Annotated in this window: 19 protein-coding genes and 1 pseudogene; 6 read left to right on the top strand and 14 right to left on the bottom strand. The window is 35.8% G+C overall.

What is annotated here, in order from left to right:
• Positions 1-76 precede the first annotated feature (76 nt).
• Complete coding sequence (locus tag M2306_RS06510) at positions 77-1,060, bottom strand: alpha/beta fold hydrolase (protein WP_259190145.1); 984 nt, start codon at positions 1,058-1,060, stop codon at positions 77-79.
• A 60-nt stretch (positions 1,061-1,120) separates the two neighbouring features.
• On the opposite strand from M2306_RS06510, the gene M2306_RS06515 reads away from it, so the two are divergent.
• A complete protein-coding gene (locus M2306_RS06515; RefSeq protein ID WP_259190239.1) occupies positions 1,121-1,267 on the top strand; it encodes a helix-turn-helix domain-containing protein in 147 nt (48 codons plus the stop codon).
• Positions 1,268-1,776: 509 nt separating this feature from the next.
• On the opposite strand, the gene M2306_RS06520 is transcribed toward M2306_RS06515, so the two are convergent.
• The 4 genes from M2306_RS06520 to M2306_RS06535 all read right to left on the bottom strand — a co-directional run bounded on the left by M2306_RS06520 (position 1,777) and on the right by M2306_RS06535 (position 4,934).
• Positions 1,777-2,406: an NAD(P)H-dependent oxidoreductase gene (locus M2306_RS06520; RefSeq protein ID WP_259190143.1), complete on the bottom strand. Its 630-nt coding sequence runs from the start codon at positions 2,404-2,406 to the stop codon at positions 1,777-1,779.
• A 141-nt stretch (positions 2,407-2,547) separates the two neighbouring features.
• The gene (locus M2306_RS06525; protein WP_259190141.1) at positions 2,548-3,186 is read right to left on the bottom strand and encodes an NAD(P)H-dependent oxidoreductase; all 639 of its coding nucleotides are present in this window, start codon (positions 3,184-3,186) and stop codon (positions 2,548-2,550) included.
• Positions 3,187-3,498: 312 nt separating this feature from the next.
• Positions 3,499-4,062, bottom strand: a complete 564-nt coding sequence (locus tag M2306_RS06530; RefSeq protein ID WP_259190139.1) for a Crp/Fnr family transcriptional regulator — start codon at positions 4,060-4,062, stop codon at positions 3,499-3,501.
• 14 nt (positions 4,063-4,076) lie between these two features.
• Entirely contained in the window at positions 4,077-4,934 is an 858-nt protein-coding gene (locus M2306_RS06535; protein ID WP_259190138.1) for a LysR family transcriptional regulator, read from the bottom strand.
• A 151-nt stretch (positions 4,935-5,085) separates the two neighbouring features.
• On the opposite strand from M2306_RS06535, the gene M2306_RS06540 reads away from it, so the two are divergent.
• Together M2306_RS06540 and M2306_RS06545 are read left to right on the top strand one after the other, a co-directional pair.
• Positions 5,086-5,271 (top strand): ankyrin repeat domain-containing protein, encoded by a 186-nt coding sequence (locus M2306_RS06540; RefSeq protein ID WP_374759771.1) that lies wholly within the window; start codon positions 5,086-5,088, stop codon positions 5,269-5,271.
• An 85-nt stretch (positions 5,272-5,356) separates the two neighbouring features.
• On the top strand, positions 5,357-6,181 hold the full coding sequence (locus tag M2306_RS06545) for an RteC domain-containing protein (protein WP_259190136.1): 825 nt from the start codon (positions 5,357-5,359) through the stop codon (positions 6,179-6,181).
• Between the two features lie 2 nt (positions 6,182-6,183).
• Here the strand turns inward: M2306_RS06545 and M2306_RS06550 are convergent, their stop codons facing one another.
• Both M2306_RS06550 and M2306_RS06555 read right to left on the bottom strand, forming a co-directional pair.
• Positions 6,184-11,598, bottom strand: a complete 5,415-nt coding sequence (locus M2306_RS06550; protein WP_259190135.1) for a helicase-like domain-containing protein — start codon at positions 11,596-11,598, stop codon at positions 6,184-6,186.
• A pseudogene (locus tag M2306_RS06555) lies at positions 11,585-12,024 on the bottom strand (DUF1896 domain-containing protein). The gene M2306_RS06550 and the pseudogene M2306_RS06555 overlap by 14 nt, the downstream one beginning before the upstream one ends.
• A 224-nt stretch (positions 12,025-12,248) precedes the next feature.
• On the opposite strand from M2306_RS06555, the gene M2306_RS06560 reads away from it, so the two are divergent.
• Both M2306_RS06560 and M2306_RS06565 read left to right on the top strand, forming a co-directional pair.
• Positions 12,249-14,210: an ATP-binding protein gene (locus tag M2306_RS06560; RefSeq protein WP_259190132.1), complete on the top strand. Its 1,962-nt coding sequence runs from the start codon at positions 12,249-12,251 to the stop codon at positions 14,208-14,210.
• 6 nt (positions 14,211-14,216) lie between these two features.
• Entirely contained in the window at positions 14,217-14,393 is a 177-nt protein-coding gene (locus tag M2306_RS06565) for a BF3379 family histone-like protein (RefSeq protein ID WP_259190130.1), read from the top strand.
• 25 nt (positions 14,394-14,418) lie between these two features.
• Here M2306_RS06565 and M2306_RS06570 read toward each other — a convergent pair whose 3' ends face one another.
• From M2306_RS06570 to M2306_RS06590, 5 genes are all read right to left on the bottom strand, one after another.
• Positions 14,419-15,264: an ORF6N domain-containing protein gene (locus M2306_RS06570; protein ID WP_445482717.1), complete on the bottom strand. Its 846-nt coding sequence runs from the start codon at positions 15,262-15,264 to the stop codon at positions 14,419-14,421.
• A 4-nt stretch (positions 15,265-15,268) separates the two neighbouring features.
• Complete coding sequence (locus M2306_RS06575) at positions 15,269-17,389, bottom strand: type IA DNA topoisomerase (RefSeq protein WP_259190129.1); 2,121 nt, start codon at positions 17,387-17,389, stop codon at positions 15,269-15,271.
• A 2-nt stretch (positions 17,390-17,391) separates the two neighbouring features.
• Positions 17,392-18,837 carry a DUF3945 domain-containing protein gene (locus M2306_RS06580; protein ID WP_259190128.1) on the bottom strand — a complete coding sequence of 482 codons (1,446 nt, stop codon included), beginning with the start codon at positions 18,835-18,837 and terminating at the stop codon, positions 17,392-17,394.
• A gap of 87 nt (positions 18,838-18,924) precedes the next feature.
• Positions 18,925-19,230, bottom strand: a complete 306-nt coding sequence (locus M2306_RS06585; RefSeq protein WP_259190127.1) for a helix-turn-helix domain-containing protein — start codon at positions 19,228-19,230, stop codon at positions 18,925-18,927.
• A 250-nt stretch (positions 19,231-19,480) separates the two neighbouring features.
• On the bottom strand, positions 19,481-20,326 hold the full coding sequence (locus M2306_RS06590) for an RteC domain-containing protein (protein WP_259190126.1): 846 nt from the start codon (positions 20,324-20,326) through the stop codon (positions 19,481-19,483).
• A gap of 643 nt (positions 20,327-20,969) precedes the next feature.
• Between M2306_RS06590 and M2306_RS06595 the strand changes: the two genes are divergently transcribed.
• The gene (locus M2306_RS06595) at positions 20,970-22,016 is read left to right on the top strand and encodes a tyrosine-protein phosphatase (RefSeq protein ID WP_259190124.1); all 1,047 of its coding nucleotides are present in this window, start codon (positions 20,970-20,972) and stop codon (positions 22,014-22,016) included.
• Positions 22,017-22,121: 105 nt separating this feature from the next.
• On the opposite strand, the gene M2306_RS06600 is transcribed toward M2306_RS06595, so the two are convergent.
• Positions 22,122-23,729, bottom strand: coding sequence for an FMN-binding glutamate synthase family protein (locus M2306_RS06600; protein WP_259190123.1), 1,608 nt, complete (start codon positions 23,727-23,729; stop codon positions 22,122-22,124).
• Between the two features lie 258 nt (positions 23,730-23,987).
• Positions 23,988-25,373: a TolC family protein gene (locus M2306_RS06605; protein WP_115090193.1), complete on the bottom strand. Its 1,386-nt coding sequence runs from the start codon at positions 25,371-25,373 to the stop codon at positions 23,988-23,990.
• Between the last annotated feature and the right edge of the window lie 17 nt (positions 25,374-25,390).

Here is a 25,390-nt window from a genome sequence, read left to right on the forward strand (position 1 = left end):
TTTATTAATGTATAATAGGAGATTATTTAATAACAGATAATCGCTATAACCAATCGTTCTAAAATTCTAATTACAATTATTTTGGAAGCGTTTTCATGAAATTCAATATATCAAGTCCTATTTCCTCTGCATGAGTCTCTAAAGCAAAATGACCGGTATTATAAAATTTAATAGTTGCATTAGGAATATCATTACGATAAGCTTCCGCACCAGCAGGTAAAAAATATGGATCTCTATTTCCCCAAACAATAAGAGCTTTGGGTTGATGTTTTCTAAAATATTCGTGAAATTGAGGATACATTTCTACATTATGTTGATAATCATATAACAAATCAAGTTGATTTTCATCCGAATCAGGGCGATCAAGAAAATGCTGATCTAAAGTATAAGCTTCAGGAGCAATCAATTCGGGATTATCTACGCCGGTAAAATATTGAAATCTTAGCTCTTCTTCCTTAACAAAACCTCTTAAGGCATCTCTGTCCACTTTTGAGTTGCTAATCCAATATCTTTTTACTGCGTCCCACGCGGAACCCAATCCTTCTTCATAAGCGTTACCATTCTGCGATATAAATCCTGTTATTTTTTCTGGGTTTGCCATCATCAGGCGATATCCAGTAGGTGCACCATAATCAAATACATATACTGCAAACCTTTTAAGCTCTAAAGTATCAATAAATGCTTGCATCACTTTAGTAAGGTTATCAAAGGTGTAATCGAAATTATCCCTTTTAGGAGAGTCTGAAAATCCAAATCCAGGAAGATCAGGAGCTATCACATGATACTTTTTATTCAAAATTGGAATAAGATTTCTAAACATATGTGATGATGTGGGGTAACCATGGAGAAGTAGGATTACAGGAGCGCTTTGCGGTCCAGACTCACGATAAAAAATATTATGTCCAGCTGCATTTATTGAGCGATAGTAAATCTTATGCTCTGTGCTTTCCATTTGTTTTTTTTGATTTTCTTTAGATTGTGCCATAATATTAGAATTTAGTATCAATGTTGACATGACAAGTATGATAGTCATAAAATAATTATTTGTTTTATTTTTCATACTGCAAATTTATATCCTATAATTGATTATTAAAAATGATTTATTATTATTATTACCATCATTAAAAGTGATTTTAAATTATTCGAGAAACTAGCTCGTCACGGTAGCTTTACAAAAGAAGCAGATGCAATGTTTACTGTACAATCGAATGTAAAGGCAAGAGTAAAAAGTTTAGCAGAAGAATTAGAGTCAACACTATTTTTGTGAACATCAGGTAAAGTTTAATTAACTTCCATGGCAGTTAATACCGTTTGAACATGATGTTGACTATCCACTCTTTAAGAACGGAAAAATGTGGCAATAATTCATCAATCGAAGTCGTATAAATGTTTAGTCACACTATACCTTCGCATGAGTAATCAGCCGTAGTGCTAACTTCTTCCAAATTAGGAATTGCTTGTTGAAGCTGCGATCGCATATCTTCTTTACTATATACCCCATTAGTATCAATTGCTGCTTACCCATAACCACATAATGTACTAGTAATATTTTTACTTCAACTGCTTGTACATAACTGCGTTCATTCTGCTATGTCCAAGGACTAAATTCTCTTTTTTCCATTTTTAATTATTTTTTATGTTTATTGTGTGCATAGGTAATTTCTTTTTGCACTTCATATATTATGTAAGTTGTTGTGTAGAGGTGTGGTTTTGAATGGATGTCCATTGAATCCCGATAAACCACTATTGAAAGATTACTTTTAGATGGGAAACGGATTACTTAATAGTAATAGCAAACTCTTGATTTGGGACTCTTACCTTTTTAAGGTTCGCTAAGAAATCTCTTTCTTGATCACGATACCCCAAGGCAAGCAATACTACACTCTTCAAATTTTTATCCTTTAATCCTAATAAGTTATCAAATTTATCAGCATCAAAGCCTTCCATAGGTGTGGCGTCTATCTTTAGGTTTGCGGCAGCAATTAGAGCAGTTCCAAGGCCAATATAAGCTTGCTTACTTGACCATGTGAAATTTTCTTCATCGCTACGAGGCAAAAGAATATTACGAATGGTGTGTTTAAGCTCTGCTAATTCCTTGACAGGCTGTTCTCTTTCATAGGCGACAAATTTAATGTAATCATCAATCGTCTCTTGGCTAATGGATCCGAAAGCGGCAAACACCAATAGATGAGAAGATTCACTTATTTGCGTATTAAAAGACCCCTCACCGAGCCTCTTCTTTAATGCTTGATCTTCGATCACAAAAATTCTGTATGTTTGCATTCCCAATGATGAAGCAGAAAGGTTGATGGCTTCAACTATAGTTTCTATATCTTCATTTGATACTTTTTTGCTGCCAAATTTTTTGGTGGAATACCGCCATTTTAAATCATCTAATAATCTCATTGTTTGTAAATTTTAAGTTGTTCTTTCAATTATTATGTTAAACCAACAGTAAAAGCTTTTTTATATCCTATACAGTGCATTGCTCGAGATGTAAAGTCAAAAAGAAGTAAAGGAGGACTCTTAATATGGTGAGTGCGCTGGCTAAGTGTTTTTACTATCAATAGGGTTACTAGCCAATAAAATCTCTTTTTTTAGTGTTCGATTAAGGTGCTCTATATATTGATTCTCATACTCTTCGAAGCGTTCCTTATCCATATTTTTAAGAACGTCATAAAAATGAAATCCTTTAAGCCTCGATAATCCCAAGAATTCCATTGCCCTATGAAAACCAAATAAAACACCATCATCTACCGAGGTTTGGTCCATGATTTCACCTTTAATTGTAAATGCTCCTTTCGGTGCATTCCAACTGGTTGTTATCAAATATTTTTTAGAATGAAGTAACCCACCTCTACCGTAATTTAACTGAGGATGGGTTCTTGTGCGACCATCGTTTTCATAAAGCCTCCCTTCTCCGTTTTTAAAAACCACATCCATATATTCTTTTAATCTATGTGGTAGTTGAAACCACCAAATAGGTACATGCCAAATGGTAATATCAGCCCAAAGGAAATTTTCGAGTTCTAGAAGTTCATCATATTCGTAGTTGATGTCAGAAGTACGAACATTAAAACCATTGCTACTCATGAAACTAGCTGTAATTTCGGCCAGTTTTTTGTTTAATTGACCATTTGAAGTTCCAAAAATTTGGCCTCCGTTAATAATAAATATGTTTAACATAGTAATGCTTTTAAAATCAGATATCGTTTTACTCCGTACTTTTCCTATTCAATTTATAGAAACTGCTATTTAAATATGTTTTCTTCTTTGCTTCATTTTAGCTTTCAGAGGAATTCTTTTTTTATTTTTAAATGCTTAGTACAAAGGTAGTTTTCAATTTTGACACTCTCTGTTGACCTAAATCACAATTATGAAGTGATGTATGTCACATGTAGAAGGGGTAGAGGGAATATTTTATGAGATAAAGAAAAATGGTAGGCTATATAGAGGGAATGAGTTGTGAGCTATCGGGAAGAGCTAATGGATTGGGTTTTAGAGCGAGATCCTGCTTAATGTTTCTCGAGAAACTCCTAGATAAGCCGCCAATTGAGATTTGGGTACCCGTTGGATTAAGTTAGGATATCCTTCGATCAGCTGACGATAACGCTCCGCAGTATTCAAGGTAAGGGCGGAAATAATTCGTTTTTGTGCGGCGATAAATCCAAAGTACACTTTTTCCAAAAAGAAATGTTCTATCTTGGGCAAAGCATTGCAGAGATGTTTGTAGTCATCATAGGTAATAAACAATACATCCGTATCTTCTAGACATATGAGCGACATGGTTGTTTTTTTCTGTGTATAAAATGCTTCAAAATCAGTTTCCCACCAATCCTCCATAGCAAAAGAAACAATATGTTCGCGCGCATCGAAATCATTATATACAAGTTTTACTAAGCCTTTACATACAAAGAAATTCTTAGTAAGATACTCTCCTTCGTGGAAGATGAACTGTCCTTTTTTATAGACTTTTGGAGTGAACAAAGAAGCTACAAATTCAAATTCGGAATCTGTAAGGGAAATAATTTTTTCGATATGGTTCTTCAGTATATCATACATTTTAAAAGATTTCATTATGTAAATAGACTAATAAACGCTTTGAGCACAGGAGAGGATACACTCTCTTTACGATAGATTAGGGCGTTTTTGACAGCTCCAATTTCTTTAGGTAAAGCATGTGTTTTAATTTTCCTTCCACTATAAAAGGTTGATACCATTTCTTCAGGTAGAAAGCTAAAACCAATTCCAGATTCTATGAAATTGACAACTCCTTCTATGGAGTTGATGACCGTCTTATGATAATTCATAATGTTATGACTGATAAGCCAAGCTTCCAATCGAGCTCTGAAAAAGCAGCCTTGATCGAACACAATTGCTTTCATAAGAGGTTGTTCTAGCAAATCTTCGAGGTTTTTAACAAAGATTGGTGTTACGGCGACAATTCGCTCGTCATTAACATGAATCTGTTCCAGCTCTTCGTTGTATACCGGCCCAGGTATAAATGCTGCGTCTAATTTGTAGTTTAACACGCTATCAATTAGCGTATCACGCATACTAGAAGTTAAATGAAGGTCAATCCTAGGAAATTTGTCAGCCATTTCGCGAACAATGCTAGGTCCTTTATGAGCCATTGTAGTTTCTAGAAAACCTACTTTAATTTGACCATTAACTATGTCGTTTTTTCCGATGGATATTTTTGCCTCTTCAATTAAGTTAATAATTTGCTTGGAATAATGTAGTAGTGTCTCACCCGCTGAGGTAAGTTCAACCTTTCTAGAAGTTCTCAAAAACAATTTCGTATCAAATTCTTCTTCCAGACTTTTTATTCTTGCTGTTACATTCGATTGTACAGTATAAGACGCTTCTGCAGCTTTGGTAAAATTACCATGAAAAGCAACCGCCATAAATAATTTCAGATCATTAATGTTCATAAATCATAAATTGTGATATTTAATATCGTGACAAATCATTTTTAATAATCAAATATAGCATATAAGTTTGCAGTATGCAAAAATAAAATAAATAAATTTTCTGTGACAATCATACTTGTCATATCAACCTTAATGGCTTGTCATCAACCGTTTGATTGCAGCAGGTTTGGGAGATGCAGAAGCGGTAGAATTATTGTTGTCGTCAGGAGCAAATGTTTTTGCTATCGACTCCTACATGGGTACAAGCGCATTGCATAAAGCTGTGTTATCAGGAAATACAGCTATAATCCAGATCCTAGCACTCAGTGAATATTCTTTATTTAAAAACACTTTGTAATTTTTTAAGTCAAGAAATTAAGTTAACGCTTAAAATATTATAGTGTTTTTTAGTGTCATACAGAATCAATATTTAAGTTTACTAAATGGATACATTCTTTAATAAAATGCTGAATAAGTTAGAAATGGAAATCCAATCATTAGAGATTGAGACCGACTATTCTTTGTTTCAGATAGAGGCTGTGATACATCTCATTGTTGAATGCTTATCCGAAACCAAAGCATACGTCTTAAAGAAAGGCTTTAGAAACAGTGATGAAGAAATCCGTTTTTTCAGATATCAGAAACCTGCCATTGTAGCAAAACTCATTTACTACAACGCTATTTACAAAATCGAAACAAAGAAACCCTACGGAGCAAAGCCTATTAGGAAATACCTCAACAAAGAACTTAAGAAGCTCAAAAAGTTTTTCGATAACAATATCGATTTTTACAAATATTACCGCAGTAATCACTCTTTTCTTGATGAAAAAATGTTTGTACGAGGTCAACATGACATCAAACTATGGTTAGATACCCATTATTTTCAATCTGACCACTCTTTCTCAACCTCACATAGCTATAAAGTTGCAAAAATAATTGCAAACGATTTGATTCAAGTTTATATTGAAGATCAAATAAATATAATTCATCAAAAAGGTAAGGCAGATACTTCTGTATTGACATGGACAGCTAGTAAAACCGCTTTGACAGAATTGATCTATGCGCTATATACAGAAGGTGTATTCAATTCCGGAAATACTGATATTAAACTTATAGCTAGAACATTTGAGGATACTTTTAATATTTGCTTAGGCGATTTTTATCACACTTTTATGGAACTAAAAGCACGTAAAATTAATCGCACGAAGTTTCTTGATAGCCTCAGTGAAACGCTAATAAAAAAAATGGATGAAAAAGACGAAAGGTAGTTTTATACCCCTCGTTTTATCTGATTACTTTTCTCTATTCTGGGATCAGAAAGTTCGGGCTTAATTTCATCAATATTATCAGCTTTTCCGTGTATTTCAGGAGTAATAGATAACTGTATTTTTCGCTCCACAGCAGCCAGTTCGATTTTGAGTTCGCTCAAACGTTCTTCTTTAGACCAAGTTCCATTCACTACATCTCTCAGAATTGGTAAATCTTTTTGAATTTCGGCTATTTTCTTTTGTTCTTGTTCAATATAGCTTGGCAGTTTTTCCAATGCGTTGAGGAAATTCATGGATGCCAATTTCTCATCCTTGGCAATGATACCGTTATTGTAGGTATATTTGATATTGCCTTCGCCCTGTATCAAGAAACGGTTTATGCTAAGATCTAAACCTTCTTTTTCCATCATTTCAGTTTTTACCAAAAGTTGAAAACCATATAGGTTTCCTATTTCTTCATAATCTCCACCAGTTTGGGTTTTATCTGCGAGTTGGTTGAGTTTTGCGCCGATTTGTTTAACGTCAGCATTGGGAGATAAACCGTCCAATTTAATAGGGTTTGCAATCGTTCCGTCTGATCGTTTTTGAAGGCGACTTTGTAGATTATTCCAGTCAAGGCTCATACGGTCATATCTAGACTGTGCTTTTTCTAATTCCGATGTGTAATCTTCCAATTTGTATTTTGAACTGAATTTGGAACGATTAAAGGCTTGTTTTTCACTTTCTAATCCGGCAATCTGTTTTTCTAATTTAGCTTTATCCAATAAATCGGTATTACCGGAAAGGATAGCTACATACTCCGAAAAATTCATACCTGATTTTTCGTCCATACTGCCTTCGTCAATAGTACGTTTACCCAGATTGTTGGTCTTTAACTGATCGATAAAAAGTTGTTTGTTGTACAGCAGGTTAAATTTGTAGCTATCTAGCGATTTCTCTACGGCATAGATAATCACATCTACATTATTGTTTGCAAAATGCTTGGCTATTTCATTTCCTTTTCGGACTGCTCTGCCATTCCGTTGGGCAAGATCGCTTGGTCGCCAAGGTGTATCTAAATGATGAACAGCTACCGCTCTTTTTTGTGCATTGACTCCTGTCCCTAACATATTTGTTGAACCAAATAGTATTCGAATTTTTCCTTCGTTCATTCCGTTGATAAGTTCTTTACGTTGTTTATCATTTTTTGCTTCTTGCATAAAACGGACTTCGTGAGCTGGGATGCCATGATCTTCTACTAATTTTCGTTTGATTTCGGAATACACATTCCAATCGTTCGGCTTGTATGTTCCTAAGTCAGAGAAAACGAATTGCGTTCCTTTTTGCGCATTGTATTGATTGTAATATTTAGCAATGTTTGTCGCACAATGCGAAGCTTTGTTGTCGGGATGGTCATCATATATACTACTAACCATTCGCATGTCAAGTGACATCTTCCGGGCATAATCAGTTGCAATCAACATTTTGGCTTTTTCTTCACTTTGTGACAACGCAGATCTACCTAATAATTCTGCATTTCCTGTTTTGGCAAACTCCATTAGCTTTTGGATGAATACAGTTTGGTCAGGTGTTGGTGGTATATTATAGAGTATTTCGTTCTTATTCGGTCGGTCGATGCCGATGTCTTTTGCAGTTCGATAGTCTGTGATTTCAGAGTAAAATTGAGCCAGTTCCGGTACTTTAATAAAATAACGGAACCGTTCCTTTGCAACGATATTATTCGCTACAGAGAACTCATAATCAGTTGTTTTTCTGGCATAAATAGCCGCCCACGCATCAAAGGAATGGATGCCCTGTTTTTCCATTGCCCGAGGTCGCAGGTATTTGAATAACAAGTACAATTCCGTTAAGGAATTGCTGATGGTAGTTCCCGATAGAAAGGTCGCACCCATATCGGCATTGGTACGGTCTTGTATCGTTCGAATAGCAAAGAGCAGGTTCATGGCTTTTTGACTTCCATCGATATTCCCCAGGCCAGCAACCCGTGAATGTCTTGTGTTGAACATTAGATTTTTGAACTCGTGACTTTCATCGACAAATAGATGATCGATCCCCATCATTTTAAAATCCACGACATCGTCTTTACGATGTTCAATATCGTGTTGCAGGGTTTTAAGTTTCACTTCAAGGTTTTCTTTGCGCTTGATGACACCAGCAAGCATTCCTCTAGTTACTTCCTTGCCTTGTGATTGCAATGCATCAAGGTTACGCTCTACGCTGTCCAATTCTAATTCAAGGATTTCCCTTTGTATTTCGGGAGATTGCGGTATCATTTTGAATTGATCGTGCGTTAGTATCACACAATCCCAATCGTTATTTTTAATGTCGCCAAAAATCCGTTGACGTTTTTGGGGTGTAAAATCCTCTTTTCCTGGGAATAGAATTTTCGCATGTGGATAAGCCGTTCGATAGGCTTCAGCAATTTCATGTACATTGCTTTTCAAACCGATAATCATTGGTTTATGTGCTAATGCCAAACGTTTCATTTCCTGAGCTGCGGTACACATCACGAGTGTTTTTCCAGCACCTACTTCGTGATCGCAGATTGCTCCGTTGTTTAGTTTTATCATCCATACCGTATCTTTTTGGCTGGAATATAAATCTTCAATACCCAGCGACTTACGGTCTAATCCCGGAAAATTCTGATGTGTTCCATCATAGTTCGGTCGAACAAAGCAATTAAATGTATCGTTGTATTGATCGGTCAAACAATCTTTAAAAGCATCATTTTGGGCATGCAGCCAATTGCTGAATTCGGTTCGTATTTCGTCAATTTTACTGTTTGCCATCTGTATAGCTTCCATATCTCGCACCTTAACTTCGTTATCACCTACTTTAATTTTCTTGGTAATATCCGGTGTTGTATTAACCAAGGCATGTTTCAGTAAGGCAATTCCGTCAAATGTTCGGCTTTCGGATTTTACGGCATATTTCTCCCAAATATTCATATTGCCCTGATGGGACTTTACGGAAAAATCATCGGAGCTTTCTGAGTAATGAATATGTACTTCCGTATTAAATAAATGGGAAGCAAAACGGGCGTAAATTCCTGTAGGGATCCATCGTTCACCAAGGTTGAAATCAAGCTCTTCAAATTCGATACGTCTTGGTCGGACTTCTTCCAAAATGGCTAAACTCTTTTTAGCTTCCATATTTTCGGAATCACTTTCGAGATAAGTTCTTATTTCGTTGGCTTTCTCTACGACGTTGCCCGAAATCCAGCGCTCGGCTATTTCATATTCCTTCTGTAAAGGATTGTAATAAATACGACCATGTAAAGCTTCTTTCAAAGCGTCATCACTCATACTACTGATTTCGGACATATATTTCAGATTCACACTTCCGTACTTGTTCAGTGAAGCAGCTAAGGCTTCTTCTGGATTGTCTGTTGCTATGGTTACAGTAGAAAAACTTACAGGGCGATGGAATATATCTGCTTTGTGTACAACACCACCAACAACACGCTCTAAATAAGGCATTTCTTTTCCAGCAGTATCCGTCTTGATCAATTTGATGTTATCGGCGTTGTTGAAATTTCCGAACCTTTTGACAAAGGCATCGTAAAGACGATTCAGGTTTTCCCGTTCGTCTGTCTGTTCCGACTGGAGTTCGGATTCTTTCGTGTAAAGTTGTTGGTAAACATCTCGAACTTCGATATAGGCTTCGGCTCTAGCTTTTTGTAGGGATGGTAATTGTAAGGGATGAAAAAATGCAGAATTATTTGATATATTAACCTCTTGCAAATGACCAACCCAACCCTTATCCACCACAAGACAATCATTTCTATGGAATGATCTTAGTTTACCATCAAATGGAGCGGGTTCTGGAATAATGTGGATTGGACTAGTCGGAATGGGTTGTATTTTCGCTTGACTGTTTCCGTTTAGTTCTGAAAACAAATCACCGATTGTTTCCGCATTTTTACTATTTATTTGTGCGGAGCCATTTGTAGTTTCATTGTTTTTTGGAGGTGTATAAGCTTGTTGCATCCCACCACTGAACAGGTTGGTTTGGATATTTAACGAACGGTTATTTTTCTTTTTTGTTGGTCTTTTGGTTTGTACCGTTCTCTTTGGCTGAACTGCCATCATTATAGGTTCATTCGCATTTTTAAACAAATCAAAGATGCTTAGTTGTTCGGCTGTTTGTTGATTTTCCCGATGGGTTACGGATTTTGATTCAATAGTTCTTTCTTGTTGAATGAATACTGGTTCAACGGTCGGTGTAATAGTTGACTTACTTGGAATACCGACCTTAGGCTTATTGATTGCGTTGTATAAATTCAAATTAAGATACTTGCCCAAATCTTCAGTAAGCATCTGCTTTAAGTCTTTAGCAATACCGTCCACGCCCTCTTTATGCGTGTAAATAATTGCAGGTTTTCCGTAGGGATCGGTATCAATTTTACGATCTGTATGGATTACTCTTGAACCATTCTGAAAAAATGCATTGTTTGGCGTTCCATATTTAGTCTGTTTGCTTTGAAAGAACAGCTCTTCCACTTCGGTCAGACCTTGCTTTGCTATATTCTTTTGAAGGATAATCAGATCACTTCCAACCTCTGTACCTGCATATTCGCTAAAAAGATTATTGGGTAATCGGACAACCGAAACCAAATTGTTATTTTCCATCAAAGTCCTTCGTATAGCTTCATTTTTTGGACTGTTTAAAATCCCTTGTGAAGTAATGAAAGCTTGTAAACCACCGTCACGCAACAGATCATTTCCTTTTAAAAAGAAATAATTATGAATACTTCGTGCAGCCTGTACTTTTGCAGGATTCTTACTACGTGAAAAGGAGAGGTCAAATATGGCGGTATCACCAAAGGGAATGTTACTTGCGACAATATCATAACTGTTTTGCTCCTTTTCAGGGATTTCCTCAAAACCACTTATGTGGATCGAATGATTTGGATAAAGTTGTTTTAAAACTTTACCAGTCAATAAATCTTTTTCATAAGCTGTAATAGTCGGGCTTTGATTTTCAGAAAACGATTGTATAAATGAGCCCGTACCTGCGGATGGTTCAAGAAAACGCTCGATAGTTATACCGCTTTGATGAAGTGTTCCTAAAATAGCATCTATAACCTGCGGTGGCGTATAAAAAGCTGTGAGTACAGAGCTTTTCATACTGTCTACATACCTCCGGTATTGTTTTTCGTCCTCCGAATTTTCTTTAAGTAACTTATGAAGTTCTTGTGTGAGTGGGAAAAGTTCTTGTTCGGTTTTTCTCCAATGATTGATATCCATATCATTTGTTATAGGGTTCAATACAAACTTTAGACCGCCAAATCCGCTGTATTGCATCATTAGCAGTCTTTCACCTACAGTAGCTTGTCGTTTCTCCTTTTCTAATGTAAAAGCAATCCGCAGGGCATCAATATTCTGTTGGAGATGTTGGCGTTTATTGAAGGCCATTTTCTTCAATCCAAATGGCGATGATTCCAGTTATTTCGGTATAAAGCTGGTCAAACTCATAACTGTAAGCGAAATCATCAGTTAGTTTGTAGTTGTCAAAAACAGATTCACAGATAGGAAACATTTTAAGAGCGAATGGACGGAGCTCCTCATCAGCCATTAGTGTGTCAAATTCATTACATACCACCTGAAAAATGGTATCAAACTTAGAAAAATGCAAACCACCAAAAAGGATGTAATTGGCAATTTCATTGCATTGCTCAATTGAATTTCCCGAACGGAGAAAGCACCGTCGTAAGCATTGGTAGCCCACGAAGAACGCTGGTTGATAAATTGTTGGTCGTGGGCTTTTTCTGGAAAGCTTGTGTTTAATAATTCTTGCAGTCGTAATCTGAAATACGACAAGTCTTTTTGCTGTGTATTCATACAATAAAATATTTATCTGATGGATAAATTTAGAGCAGGAATTAATCATTTTGGAAAAAGTGGTGGTGTTTGGCTTTAAAGGGGAATATTTGGCGCAAAAAGGAATAATTTAGAGCATTATATTTTGTAATATTGCAATTAATAGGTACAAACATACATCAATTGTACTCATACTTATTTTTTGTAAACCTGTGTAAATGAACAAGCAGTAATCCTCCAGACGTATGGAAACAATAATTGATTTAGGCGTAGAAAAAGATCATATAGAATCATTAACAAGAGCAAACGGAATAACTGCTCTTTCTGAGTTAATATGGAATTCTTTAGACGCTGATTCAACACAAATAAATATTGAGTATAAAGTTAATAGTATTGGAGGGTTTGAATCTATTGAAGTCATCGATGATGGCTTAGGTATTGAATATTTAAAAGCTAAAGAGGTCTTCGGTAGATTAGGGGGGTCAGAAAAGAAAAATACACATACTAGTCCAAGCGGAAGGCAATATCATGGAAAAGAAGGGAAAGGTAGATATAAAGCACTAGCTATAGGGGATTTAGTTGTCTTTACAAGTAGATATAAAAATGCTACAAGTTTTAAAGAATTTACAATTACTTTTGATAGAAACAACCTGTCTCACTCGAAATTTAGTAGCTTAAAAGTTGTAGATGAAGAAAGCCCTAAATCTGGATTCAATGTGCTGATTCAAAATATTAACCCTGATGTAGCGAGTCAAGCTTTTGATGAAAAAAACAGAAAAGATTTAGCTCAAAAATTCGCATCTTATTGGATAAACTATTCTAACTTTTCTATAACAATTAATGGGAAACTTTTAGAATTTGCCTCACTAATAAAAAGTTCTGATGAAACTGATTTTTTAACAGAGAAAGAAGGGATTACATATAGATTTAAGTTTAAAATTCTTGAATGGAATTTTGATATAAAAAAGAAAACTTATTTATGTAATACAAAAGGAATTCCATTTAGAGAAATGAATCTAGGAATTAGATCTAATATTCCAATCTCTATTTTTATACAATCCGTTTATATAGAAAGTTTACATAGGGAAAATAAAATTGATCTTCAAGAGCTTGATGATGTTATGACTTTAGCTATTGAAGAATCAAAAAAATTCGCGAGAGCATACATAAGAAAAAGATTACATCATTACTCAAAAGAATTTATATCTGATTTGAAAGAAAAAGGTATTTATCCTTATAAAGAAAAAGCAGAAAACATTGTAGAAGAGAGTAAAAGACAGGTTTTTGATATTGTAGCGCTTCAGGTCAATGAGTTTTTGCCAGATTTTGAAACTCAAGATGTTAAAACTAAAAAGCTTACATTATCCTTGATTAAGGAGGCTTTAGAAAACGACTCAAGTTCCCTTCAAAAAATATTAGCAGAAGTTATTGAACTGCCAAAGGATAAACGCGAAGAGTTGGTAGAAATATTAGAAGAGTCGTCGCTTTCCTCTGTAATTGATACAATGACGGAGATTAAAAACAGATTAAGATTTATTAACGGACTCGAAGAACTCATTTATAATAAAGAATTAAATAAAAATGTATTAGAAAGGAAACATCTGCATAAAATACTTGTTAATGAAACTTGGTTGTTTGGAGATGAATTCACTTATGGAGTTGATGATGTAACTTTAAAAAATGTTCTGAAAGAGTATTTGAAAAATTTAGGGAGAACTGATTTTGAGGAAATCATAGAAAGTCAAGACAATTCAGATTTACAAATTATTCCAGATGTATGTTTATGGAGACAGTTTCCTCAAGGAACTCCTGGTCATAAGACTAATTTAATTATTGAATTAAAAAAACCAACTGTTGATGCTGGTGTGGAAGAACTGATGCAGATTAAGTTATATGCTTCTCGAATTAGTCAAGACAGAAGATTTCCAAAAGAGAAAACAAAATGGAAATTTTTATTAATAACAAAAGATATTAAATCTGATATTGAACCTGAATTAGATCAAAGTGATAGGAAATATGGACACGTAGTATCAACTGAATTATATGATGTTTATGTTTTGACTTGGGGGCACATATTAAATGAAGCAAAAACTAGGTATGAATTTATTAAAGAAAAATTAAATTTAAACCTTATGAACAATGATAAAAATTTAGAATATTTAAAGTCAAAATATTCTGAATATTTACCCAACAACTTTAATAATTAGAATATAATGAACGAACTAATTGAAAAAATCAATGCTAGCTTTGAAACATTAAAAGCGGATGCAGAATTACAAGTAGAAAAAGGAAATAAAGCTGCAGGAACAAGAGCTCGTAAAACTTCTTTAGAACTTGAAAAATTACTGAAAGAATTTAGAAAAGCGTCTTTGGAAGCTTCTAAAGCTTAACAATAACCCCTCCAATTTGGAGGGGTTATTGTTTATTCAAAATTTGAAGCATTCTGCCAACCTCAATATCCATTCGTGAAAAGGCAAACCATTTTTTACCCAAATCTTTGAGCGAAGCTCCGATATGGTATAGTTCCACATCATCGATAATCAAAAAACGATCGTGTGCATCGGAAAAAATCTTTATTTCGATAGGCGAATATTGCGTGTTGTACCGTTGTACATCCTGCCGCAACTGGTTGCTGACACTTTTGGTATAGATTATTGCGGTTGCATTTTCATTGCGTTTACCAAGCAAAGTTAGTACCGTATCATCTACGTAATTGTCAAGCAAGATAATGGAGCTTTTGGCACTTCGGATAATATCGGCAACGAAGGTATAAGCATCGAAAATTTGTCCGTTGTAGAAAATACCTTTTTCGCTATATAGTTTACCACTTTCAAGAGCTTTGAACAGCTCTTCAAATTTTTGGTCGGCTTGTAATTGTCTGGCTTCTATATGATCCAAACGCTGAAATAACGAAGCATGACAGGAAACTATTCTACGCATTTCTACAAAAGCATTCATGATTTTTATACTGACTTTTATTGCCACATTAGAACGGAGTACCGCACTCAACATAGCAATTCCTTGTTCGGTAAATACAAATGGCAAATAACGTCTACCACCGTAATTCAAACTTGAGGTCACAAATTGTGACCTCAAGTTGATCGTGTCAAATTCGTCTTGTGTCAATTGAAAACGAAAAATATCAGGAAAACGATCTACATTTCGTTTTACGGCTTGATTGAAAACTTTGGTTTCCACTTGGTAAATTTTTGCAAGATCACTATCCAGCATCACTTGTTTCTCACGTATGGTATAAATCAAGCTTTTAATTTCTTGAGGAACAATTGTCTGTTAATTTTCCATTGCGTTTGTAGCTTTTGTTTTTATCAAATTCAAAGGATGTTTTGAAATCGGCATCCAACACGATGTAAGCATCAAATGTCTTTCCTGCTTTGCTTTTCATATCTTTAATCAATAATGTTTTACCTTTATTGACAAGGTTTTCAATGTCGGAAATACTGATTTGAACTCCGCATACATTACGGAATTGCAACCAACCGCAAACCTCTTCAGGACATTTGACTATTTTATCACGGATAATCAGTTGTTTGCTTTTGCATTTTGGACAGGTAAGTTTTGGTAGATTGTTTTGAGTAATGGAAGTTTGTAGCAGTTCTTTTGTAATCACTGAAGCATACGTTTCCATTTCCTTTTGAAATGAAGTTGCATCAGTTTCATTATTTTCGATTTTCTGCAAAGCCAATTCCCATTCGGCAGTCATTGCCACATCTGCAATTTTCTGGTCTTTAACCAACTCATACACTTGTAATCCCTTTTCAGTAGGGATAAGAGATTTCTTATCTCTTTGGATATAATTTCGAGTAAACAGTGTTTCAATAATAGAAGCTCTTGTCGCTGGTGTACCAATACCAATATTTTGCAAAGCTTTCCGTTCTTCTACATTTTCGATTTCCTTACCTGCGGACTCCATTGCCGATAGCAATCCTGCTTCGGTATAAAGTACGGGAGGTTTGGTTTTCTTTTCCAACACGGCAGCTTCCTTGATTTTCAGTCCACTACCTTCTTTTAGCTCGGGTAGATCCTGTATAGGCTCCGTCTCATCATCCGAGAAATTACCTTTAATACCACGCCAACCTGCTTCCATTACTTTACAACCTTTCAACATAAAATCATAATGCGACGCTTCCAATGATACGTCCGTTATCTCTTTGATACAAGCTTGTGCAATTGCTTCGAGCAATCGAAAGGCAATGAAATCATAAATCGCATTTTCCTTTGCGTTTAGTGCCGAAGGAATTCTATCTGTAATCAATAATCCATGATGGTCAGTAACACGTAGGTCATTCACAATACGCTTATTGAAGCGTCCCCATTTCATTTTTGATACGGCTTGTTTGCACGTTTCCCTGTCTTGTAACGCTCGAACAAGATTTGGAATATCCGCCCAAACATCATCAGGAATATACTTACTTCCTGTACGTGGATAAGTGATAAATTTCTTTTCGTATAAACTTTGAGCTATGTTTAGGGTTTCTTCGGCAGAAAGATTAAGCTTTTTATTGGCTTCCTTTTGCAATCCAGTAAGGTCGAACAATAGCGGTGGTTGCTCTGTTATACTTTTAGTTGTTATCGATGTAACTGTAGCAGCACCAGTACGCTGAACGGATTTCAGTGTATCATCGGCAAGTTGTTGGTCTTCCCATTTACTTTTTGAAATGCTTTTGAATTCAATGCCTTCCTTTTGGTGTACTAACTGAATTTGCCAATACTTTTTGATGGAAAAATTCTTATTTTCGATGTATCGTTTACAAATTAAAGCCAGTGTTGGCGTTTGAACTCTACCTAATGAATAAACACCATCGCCAGCAGCGATACTCAATGCTTGTGTGGCGTTAATACCTACAAGCCAATCGGCACGGCTTCTGCCTTGTGCGGAATGATACAATCCATCAAACTCTTTTCCATTTTTAAGGTTATCAAAACCCTGTTTAATGGCTTTTTCAGTTAGCGAACTGATCCAAAGACGTTCAAAAGGTTTGCTACACTTTAGGTATTCATAGATGTACCTAAATATCAATTCGCCTTCACGACCAGCGTCGGTAGCGACTATAATACTATTGCTTTTATCAAATAATTCCTTGATGATTTTGAGTTGCTTTAATGCTCCAGTATCCGTGGAATAGCTTTTGTCTTTTTTTGCCTTACGAACAGTCAGAACAAAAGGATTTGGTAATATAGGTAACGATGCTTTATCAAAACCTGAAATTCCGTAATCTTCGGGCATTCCCAATCCGATTAAATGACCGAATGCCCAGGTAACAAAATAGCAGTTGCCCGTCAGGTAGCCATCCTTTTTATCGGACGCACCTAACAGGCTTGCTATTTCCCTTGCTACGCTTGGTTTCTCTGCGATTATTGTCTTCATAATTAACTTACTTTTCTACCTTTTGATTTAGCAGGTTCTTTTTGTTCTTGCTGTTGCTTTTCATTCTTAGGTCTTTGTTGTCCAGACTTTAAAGGTTCTTTGATCTTCTTGGTGGCTTCGTTAGTTTTTCCCAGAGAATTAACAGCAGTTTGGGTTTTGTGGGCTTCGGTGGGTTGTATTCTTTCCTTGTACTGATTTGGAAACTCAAAGCCAGTTTTTCCGGTGTCTTTGTTGAACGTGATGTAGCCGTTATACGTTTGTCCTTTTTTATCGACTAGACCTGCCATATAAATGGTTTGTCCAGATTTGAAATCTTTGTATTGTTCGTCCGTCAAGTCTTTGCCACGAAATGTTTTTGGTGCTTCCTGTGATTGATTTTGAGCATTGTTTTGTTGAACATTTTGTTTGTTGTTATTACTGCGATCAAACAAGAATTCGGTATAGCGCTTATCAGCATTGTACTGTACAGTTGCTGAAAACTCCGTTCCTTTCGCTGAAATCATACCATCTAATTGGAGTGGTTTGCCTTCCATTAAGGTCTGCTTTTGCTCTTCGTTCAGTGTAACACCTTTAATTTCATGTGGTATCTTAATAAAATCAGTTCGTAAAGCAATTACATCATTGGTCAACCTGTCAATACTGATAATGGAGGGCATTTGTTCACCTGTTTTAGAATTGGTCAGATTAACTACTCGTCCCATATTGCCAGTTTCGAGTAAGTTTTTCTTATCCTCATCTGTAAACTTATGTCCGAAAAATTCAAAGTGTAGATTTGGTTCTTTTTTAATACCGTGAATTGCCACGACTACATTTCCTTCTTCGTTTTGCTGTAAAGACAAGCGGGCATCTGTGCGAAGAATAGAGCTTCCAAGGTTAACACCTATTGGTATCAATTCGTTGGTTTTATAACCACGTAACAAAGGATCTAGCAAATTTCTTTTTTCAAGGTATTCTTTACTTAATCCAAGATTTTTCATGGTGTCCCAATCAATCTGCTCTGGTTTGTAACGGTATTCGTTTGCCGTTGCTGTTGTTTGTGTTGTTGCCATATCATTTTTATTTTCTTGTTTATTATTCTCTAATGCACTGGTCTTTATTTCATGTTCTTTCATCACTTTTTCGCCATTAGGAGTTGGGTTATCAACCTGTTTCTGCAATTCTTTTGCTTTGTCAAGGGCAATAGGTTCAGGTACTTTGAAAAAGGAAAAATTCGTTGGGTTCTTCAATTGGCTGAAGAAATTGGAGAAAAAATTGGAAAAGAAATCACCGTGTTTGTCCACACGTAAAAACTGATTTTGATTCTTTTTCGTAGGATCTACGGTTTTCATATTTCCGTTTTCGTCGATGCTCTTAACAGCCTGTATTTTCATTTTCTCTTTATCCAATACCAATAAAATATCCGAAAGCTGTTCAGGTAATTCCTGTTTATTTGTTGTTTCTTCACTCATAATTTTAAAAATTTAAAGTTTACAGGCGAAAGTATGACAAGTGTATTCTGTTATACCTAAAGTGGTAGTCAGAGGTTGCACTTGGTATTAAATGGCTTTATGTCTAGTTGAAGGTTGGTTAAAACTGTCTCGTATAAACTGATGCACGTCCGATAGTTTATAATAAAGTTTTCCACTTATCGTATAATAGGGGAGTTTCCCGGAGGAGCGATATCGTTGCAACGAACGACTGCTAATTTTTAGCATTTGTAACAAATCTTGATTATCCAATAATTCTTCACCGTCTATGTTGTTACGTTTCTTTTGTAAGTCGTCAATATTGTCGCCAAGTATGTCAAGTCGTCCCATAAGGCGCTCCATCCATGCTAAAAATTCTATTCTGTCAATATTCATAGTACAAGCTTTTAATATTACATCTACAAAATTCCTAAAGGATCAAGAGTTTATCCGCCAAGTCTTGCCAATTGGTTTTGATGTTTTTTGCTTTTTTTTATTCCTTGTAAATTGATTGCATAACAGGTGGTTGTATGCAGTTTCTCTGTTTTGTAGATATGATTAGGAAAGGTTTGCCAATTGGCACATATGGGTATAGAAAAAGCAGTACTGGTTTGGTACTGCTTTGATTGTAGAAGCTTCCTTTAAATTAAAGATCCCTATCCATATATTCTTCAAGTGAGGATTTAAGCTGATCTAAAAAAGCAGTTCGTGAGCCAGCTCTTGTTTTCATTCTGTGAAACGCATGGTGGACATCGTTTAATGGAGTTTGAAATACTATTTGAAAAATTAAGGCTAGTTTTTTTATACCTATTTTTCCATGTGATACAGAACATGATGCATAGAGAGCATAAATTAGTTCTATAAGTGCATTTTGTGAATTCGACCAAGCAATATCCTTATTAGCGTTTCCACTTATTAATGTAAAGTCTGAATTTCCCTCAGGACTTGTCTTCTCTAGAATGTATTTGTATAATAACTCGTTAGCAATTATATAGGCGGTCTTATTATCATAGTAGGTGGAAAAGCTTAAATCGATTTCGAATACACCACTTTTTAGTCCATCATGATAATTGACTTGACCGAGTCGAAAGTAAATGTTATCCTTATCTTTCCTGCCTGTACGATAATACCTGTAAAAATCTTCATTACAGATATTTTCTGAATAATCAGATTTAAGATTTTTTAAAAGCTTCTGAAAATAGATCTTATGTAGTTCACCGTTACTCACAGGACAATTGGTTTCAATCCGGAAAACTTTATTATAATAAATAAGTTTACCCAATACCTGTGGTTTGATATTTTTGAAGAAATCAATTTCTTGATCTTCATCATAAAACCCATTTTGCAAAACCATTATTTTTAATGAACCAAGCATCTCATTTAGGAACAAAGTCATTTGGTATGCTTCATCGGCCATTAGCATCGTTTGTGAAGATAACTTTTCTTCTTGTCGATGAATTTTTGATAAGATTTTACTCAATACGATTTCCATAGCATAGCCTTATTTTTAAGTTTTTACTATTTATTTCGGAGTTACAACTACAGTTGTAATCCCAAAATTTGGAATTTCAAATCAAACTATTTCCACATATTGTCCCCCAGTTGGGGAATTTTTATCATAATTATAGAAGAAAGATGATAAAAATAATCGCTGCAAATCAGCTTAAAGCGTGTTTAAACGCATTTTTTTAGACTTTAAAATTTTATTGTCGGAAATTTCGTGTTGTAAATTGTTGCGGTTCAGTATATTTGAATTTTATTGTTTTTTTAGCAATAAAAACCTCCAAAATGTATTGCTCATTTTGTTTAAGATAGCTATATTTGCATCATCGAATTACAAACTATATGTGAGTAAAACGGTGAGTAGTTCTTGAATAAGAAAGTCAATTTATTGATACATAGATATTTGAGTGATGGGATTTTCGTCCTGCCACCCCGACAACACGTACACTACGTGTTATCAGAAACCCGCAAATTCATAGAATTTGCGGGTTTTTTGTTTTATTTCGGATTACATTCCATCAAAAAAGCACCTCCAGCTATAGATGTTAAAACCTATAAATATATACTAAATCACAATTCAAATATGTATTATTGTTGTTCAAAATAGTTAACTTTAGCTAAATAATACAATTATGAATAAACCCAAATTTATTTTTTCAATACTAATTCTAGCTACTTTAATTTCATGTGGTGAGAATAAAAAGACAGTTCAGTACTTAGGTGAAGATATTTCGGATCAAGCAAGTATATGGAGAGATGCCAAAGATAAATCGGTCAGTCTTGAAATCAAACTCAACGAGCCTTGGCAACTTTATGCGGGACCATCGGTCGATAAAATAGACCTCGATAAACCTGTAGCCAACGACGATAAGGCTGGTGTGTACTCCATTGAATCAGACCCTACAAGACGTGCTTATTTCTTACTCGTTACGCCTACCGCTCAGACCATTCTATCGGAGCGCTTGCTTCCACTGGAGGGAGCCTACAATTTTAGAGATTTAGGCGGTATCAAAACTAAAAATGGTAAACATGTGCGTTGGAATAAGGTCTTCCGTGCTGGCGACTTAGCTAGCCTCACAGCAGCTGATCTCGGTTATTTGCAGCACTTACCCCTGACTACAGTCGTTGATTTCCGCACGAACGAGGAGGTTGCTGATGCTCCGGATCAGTTACCTTCCCTAACTAAATCGTACCACTATGGTATTGCTCCTGGTAATTTAGGTATAACTTCTATAGGCGATGTGGTTGATTTAAAGCGCGAAGAAATAAACAAAAAGATGATCGAAATGAACGAAACACTCGTATCAGACCCAACCATCATCGAACAATATCGCAAGTATTTTGCACTTTTACAAGACGAGAAAAATACACCGCTTATGTTCCATTGTTCAGCAGGTAAAGACCGTACAGGTATGGCAGCTGCCTTATTTCTATCGGCGTTAGGTGTTGATGAGGAAACTATCATGAGTAATTACCTACTATCTAACGTATACCTGGGCGATAAGTATACAGGCTTTCTTGCTGATTATCCTACGCTTGAAGGTTTGTTTGTCGTTCGTCCCGAATACATCCAAGCAGGACTCAACCGCATCAAGGCAGACCACGAATCGATAGATCACTATCTAACCCAAGTGTTAAACGTAGATTTAAAGAAAATACAAGCAATATACTTGGAGTAGTATTTTTCTACATCACTGATAATCAGACGATATACAATAAAAAATCCGTAAATAATTACTATTTACGGATTTTTGTTTTTAAGCGGATTTCAAAACCAAGCCTAATTAAGCTTGGTTTTCATTTGAAATCCCCCATCGGTTCATATTTGCATATTCAAAATCTTGTTTATATCGATCGGGAATATTCCCTTCCAATAAAGATCCTACTTTTAGAGAAGGAAAAATCTCTTCATACGTCAACATATCGTTTAATGACACACGTCTATAAATATGGGTACGCGTGATGTTTTTCATATCATCCAATCCAGAAGCTCCTAATAACTCAACAAAGCTCTCCACTGTTCCTTTATGGTAATTGGCCATACGTACTTTTTTGTCTGCAACGTCTAAACCTATGGTTAGTTTAGGGTCTTGCGTAGCAATTCCCGTAGGACAACGGTTGGTGTTACATAAAAGTGCTTGGATACAACCTATGGCAATCATCATGGCACGAGCGGCATTACACGTATCGGCACCTAAAGCCATCGCACGAGCAATATGAAACGACGAAGTTACTTTTCCTGAAGCAATAATCTTAATGTGCTTGCGAATTCCCATTCCCATTAAAATATTATGTACAAACGCTAATCCATCCAGCATCGGTGCTCCAATATAGTTCGAGAACTCTTGTGGCGCAGCTCCTGTTCCTCCCTCTCCACCATCTACGGTGATAAAATCAGGATACGTATCTAAATGAACCATCGCCTTACAAATAGAGATAAACTCTGCTTTGTGTCCAATACACAGTTTAAACCCAATCGGTTTTCCTTCTGATAGCGTTCGCAATTCCTTAATAAACGAAACTAATTCTAGTGGTGAATTAAAAGCCGAGTGATAAGGCGGTGAAGCCACAACCGTATGTGGTTTCACGTGTCTGATTTCCGCAATTTCCACTGTATTTTTAGACGCAGGAAGTATTCCCCCATGCCCTGGTTTAGCTCCTTGTGAGATTTTTAGCTCAATCATTTTTACATTCGGCAATTTCGCTTTTTCCGCAAATAAGGTAGGATCAAATTTTCCATGCTCATCTCTACATCCAAAGTATCCCGTACCAATTTGCCAAATTAAGTCTCCCCCACCTTTTAAATGATACGGACTTATTCCTCCTTCACCTGTATTATGCGCAAACCCTCCTAATTTTGCACCACCACTCATGGCTTCTATGGCTTGAGCACTTAGTGAACCAAAACTCATGGCTGAAATATTGAGGATACTGGCTGAATACGGCTGTTTACAGTCTTTATTACCAAATAGTACACGAGGATTGTGATCTAATTTATCAAAGGCTTTTGGAGCAATTGAGTGACACATCCATTCGTACCCCTCTGCATACACGTCTAATTGCGTTCCAAATGGAATTGTTTCCAATTCTTTTTTAGCACGTTGATAGATGGTTGCACGGTCGATACGACTAATTGGTTTACCGTCCGTATCGGATTCAATAAAATATTGATACATTTTAGGTCGAAGTTCTTCCATCACATAGCGAAGTCGACCAAAGATTGGATAAATACGCCTCAGTGTATGTTTCTTTTGATACATATCCTGATATCCCATAATCACAAATACGAGAAGAATTACAAAAAAGATGCCCCAATTCTTATTTAAAAAGAGAGTAAGTAGAAGCATTACAATCAAAAGTAATGTTGAAAAAACGACAAATTGTTTACGCATAGGTTTAACTGTTTTTTTTTTAATCCTCCTTTCTATTCAAAAAATAGAAGATCCGATTTATTACTAGACTTATCCAAAATAATATAATCAATTATTTAACCATAAATTTACAGATTTAAAATAAATAATAAAATATTAATTACAGTTTGATTCCCTATTCGTATTGATTTTAAGTAGTACTGTAAAATTCTATAAAACAAAACCCTCTATATCAGCTATAGAGGGTCTAAAATAAAGTAAAAAATAAACGACATGTTACTACTTGGCTCCGCCACCTAAAGCTCGATACAGTTTAATCGTCGATTGCCATTTTAATAACCAATCCTTTGTCTGCTGTATTTGAGCGTTTAAATACGCTTGCTCAGAGGTTAAAACATCCGTGTAATTTGTCGAAGAGTGATAGAGCAATAGCTTCTTCGTATAGTCAACAGCCAAGTGTAATTTTTCCACTTGCAGTGCTCGTTTCTCTTCCTGTTCGTTTGCTGTTTGATAGCTGTATAAAGCATCTGACACTTCTTGTCCCGCCACGAGTAAAGCTTTCTCGAAGTGATACACTTTCTCTTGATAGTTTGCCTTTGCTATTTCTAATCTCGTTTTATTTAGCCTTTTATTGAATAATGGTTGTACAAGACCTCCAGCAATATTCGCAAAAAAACCAGTGGTGCTAAACCATTGTTTAAATTCATACGTAGAATAGCCCGTTCCTCCAGTCAAGGTCAGTGCCGGATAAAATGCTCTTCGGGCAACGTGTACTTCTTCAAAATAAGAAGCCACTTCCATTTCAGCTGCTTTTACATCTGGTCGATTGGCTAAGAGTTGAACTGGTAAACCTACTGTTATAGGTTGCACTATCCTTTGGTTGTCAAAATTACCGCGTGGGATAACGGCTCCCGAACTGTCGATTAAGACCTGCAAAGCATGTTCAATTGTTCTTATTTGTCTTTTGACATTGGGCAAATCAGCTTGTGCAGCATAATAGTTTGCTTCACTTTGTACCACAGCAGCCCCTGTTACTACGCTTGATTCTTTCAAGCGTTGCATTGTTTTTACATCCTCCGCTCTATTTTCAATAGTCTGCTCCAGTATAACTTGTTGTCGATCTAAGGCTACCAATTGATAATAGTAATCCGCAATCTGAGCGATTAGTTGTGTTTTAACCGCTTGTTGCGTTTCATTGGTTTGCAATAACTTATAAAATGCCGCACGTTTACTACTCGCTAATTTTCCCCACACATCTACTTCCCATGACATGGTTGCAAATAGGTCATAAGTTGTTGCATTTTTCATCTGCCCAAAGCTCTGATTTTCTGACATTCTCGATTGTTTCATACCAGCGCCTACTGCTACACTAGGCAAGAATTTGGCTTTTGTTTGTTTGAGTAAGGCAGAAGCGCTATGCATTCGCTCCAGTCCTATTTTTAGATCTAAGTTGCGCGCTAGCCCAAGTTCTAGCAGTTCTTGTAAATGAACATCTGAGAAGAAATCTTGCCACGTTATTTGGGCAATACTCGCGCTATCTAAGGGAATATCACGATATAAGGCATTCGGAACCACTTTCACTGGTTCGTATGCTCTACTTGTTCCACAGGAGGTTAAAACTCCTGAGAGAAACAAAGTAAGGACTACTATAGTATGTATTTTCATTATCTTTAAAGGATTGC

The sequence above is a fragment of the Myroides gitamensis genome (assembly GCF_029894455.1).
GTDB lineage: Bacteria > Bacteroidota > Bacteroidia > Flavobacteriales > Flavobacteriaceae > Flavobacterium > Flavobacterium odoratum.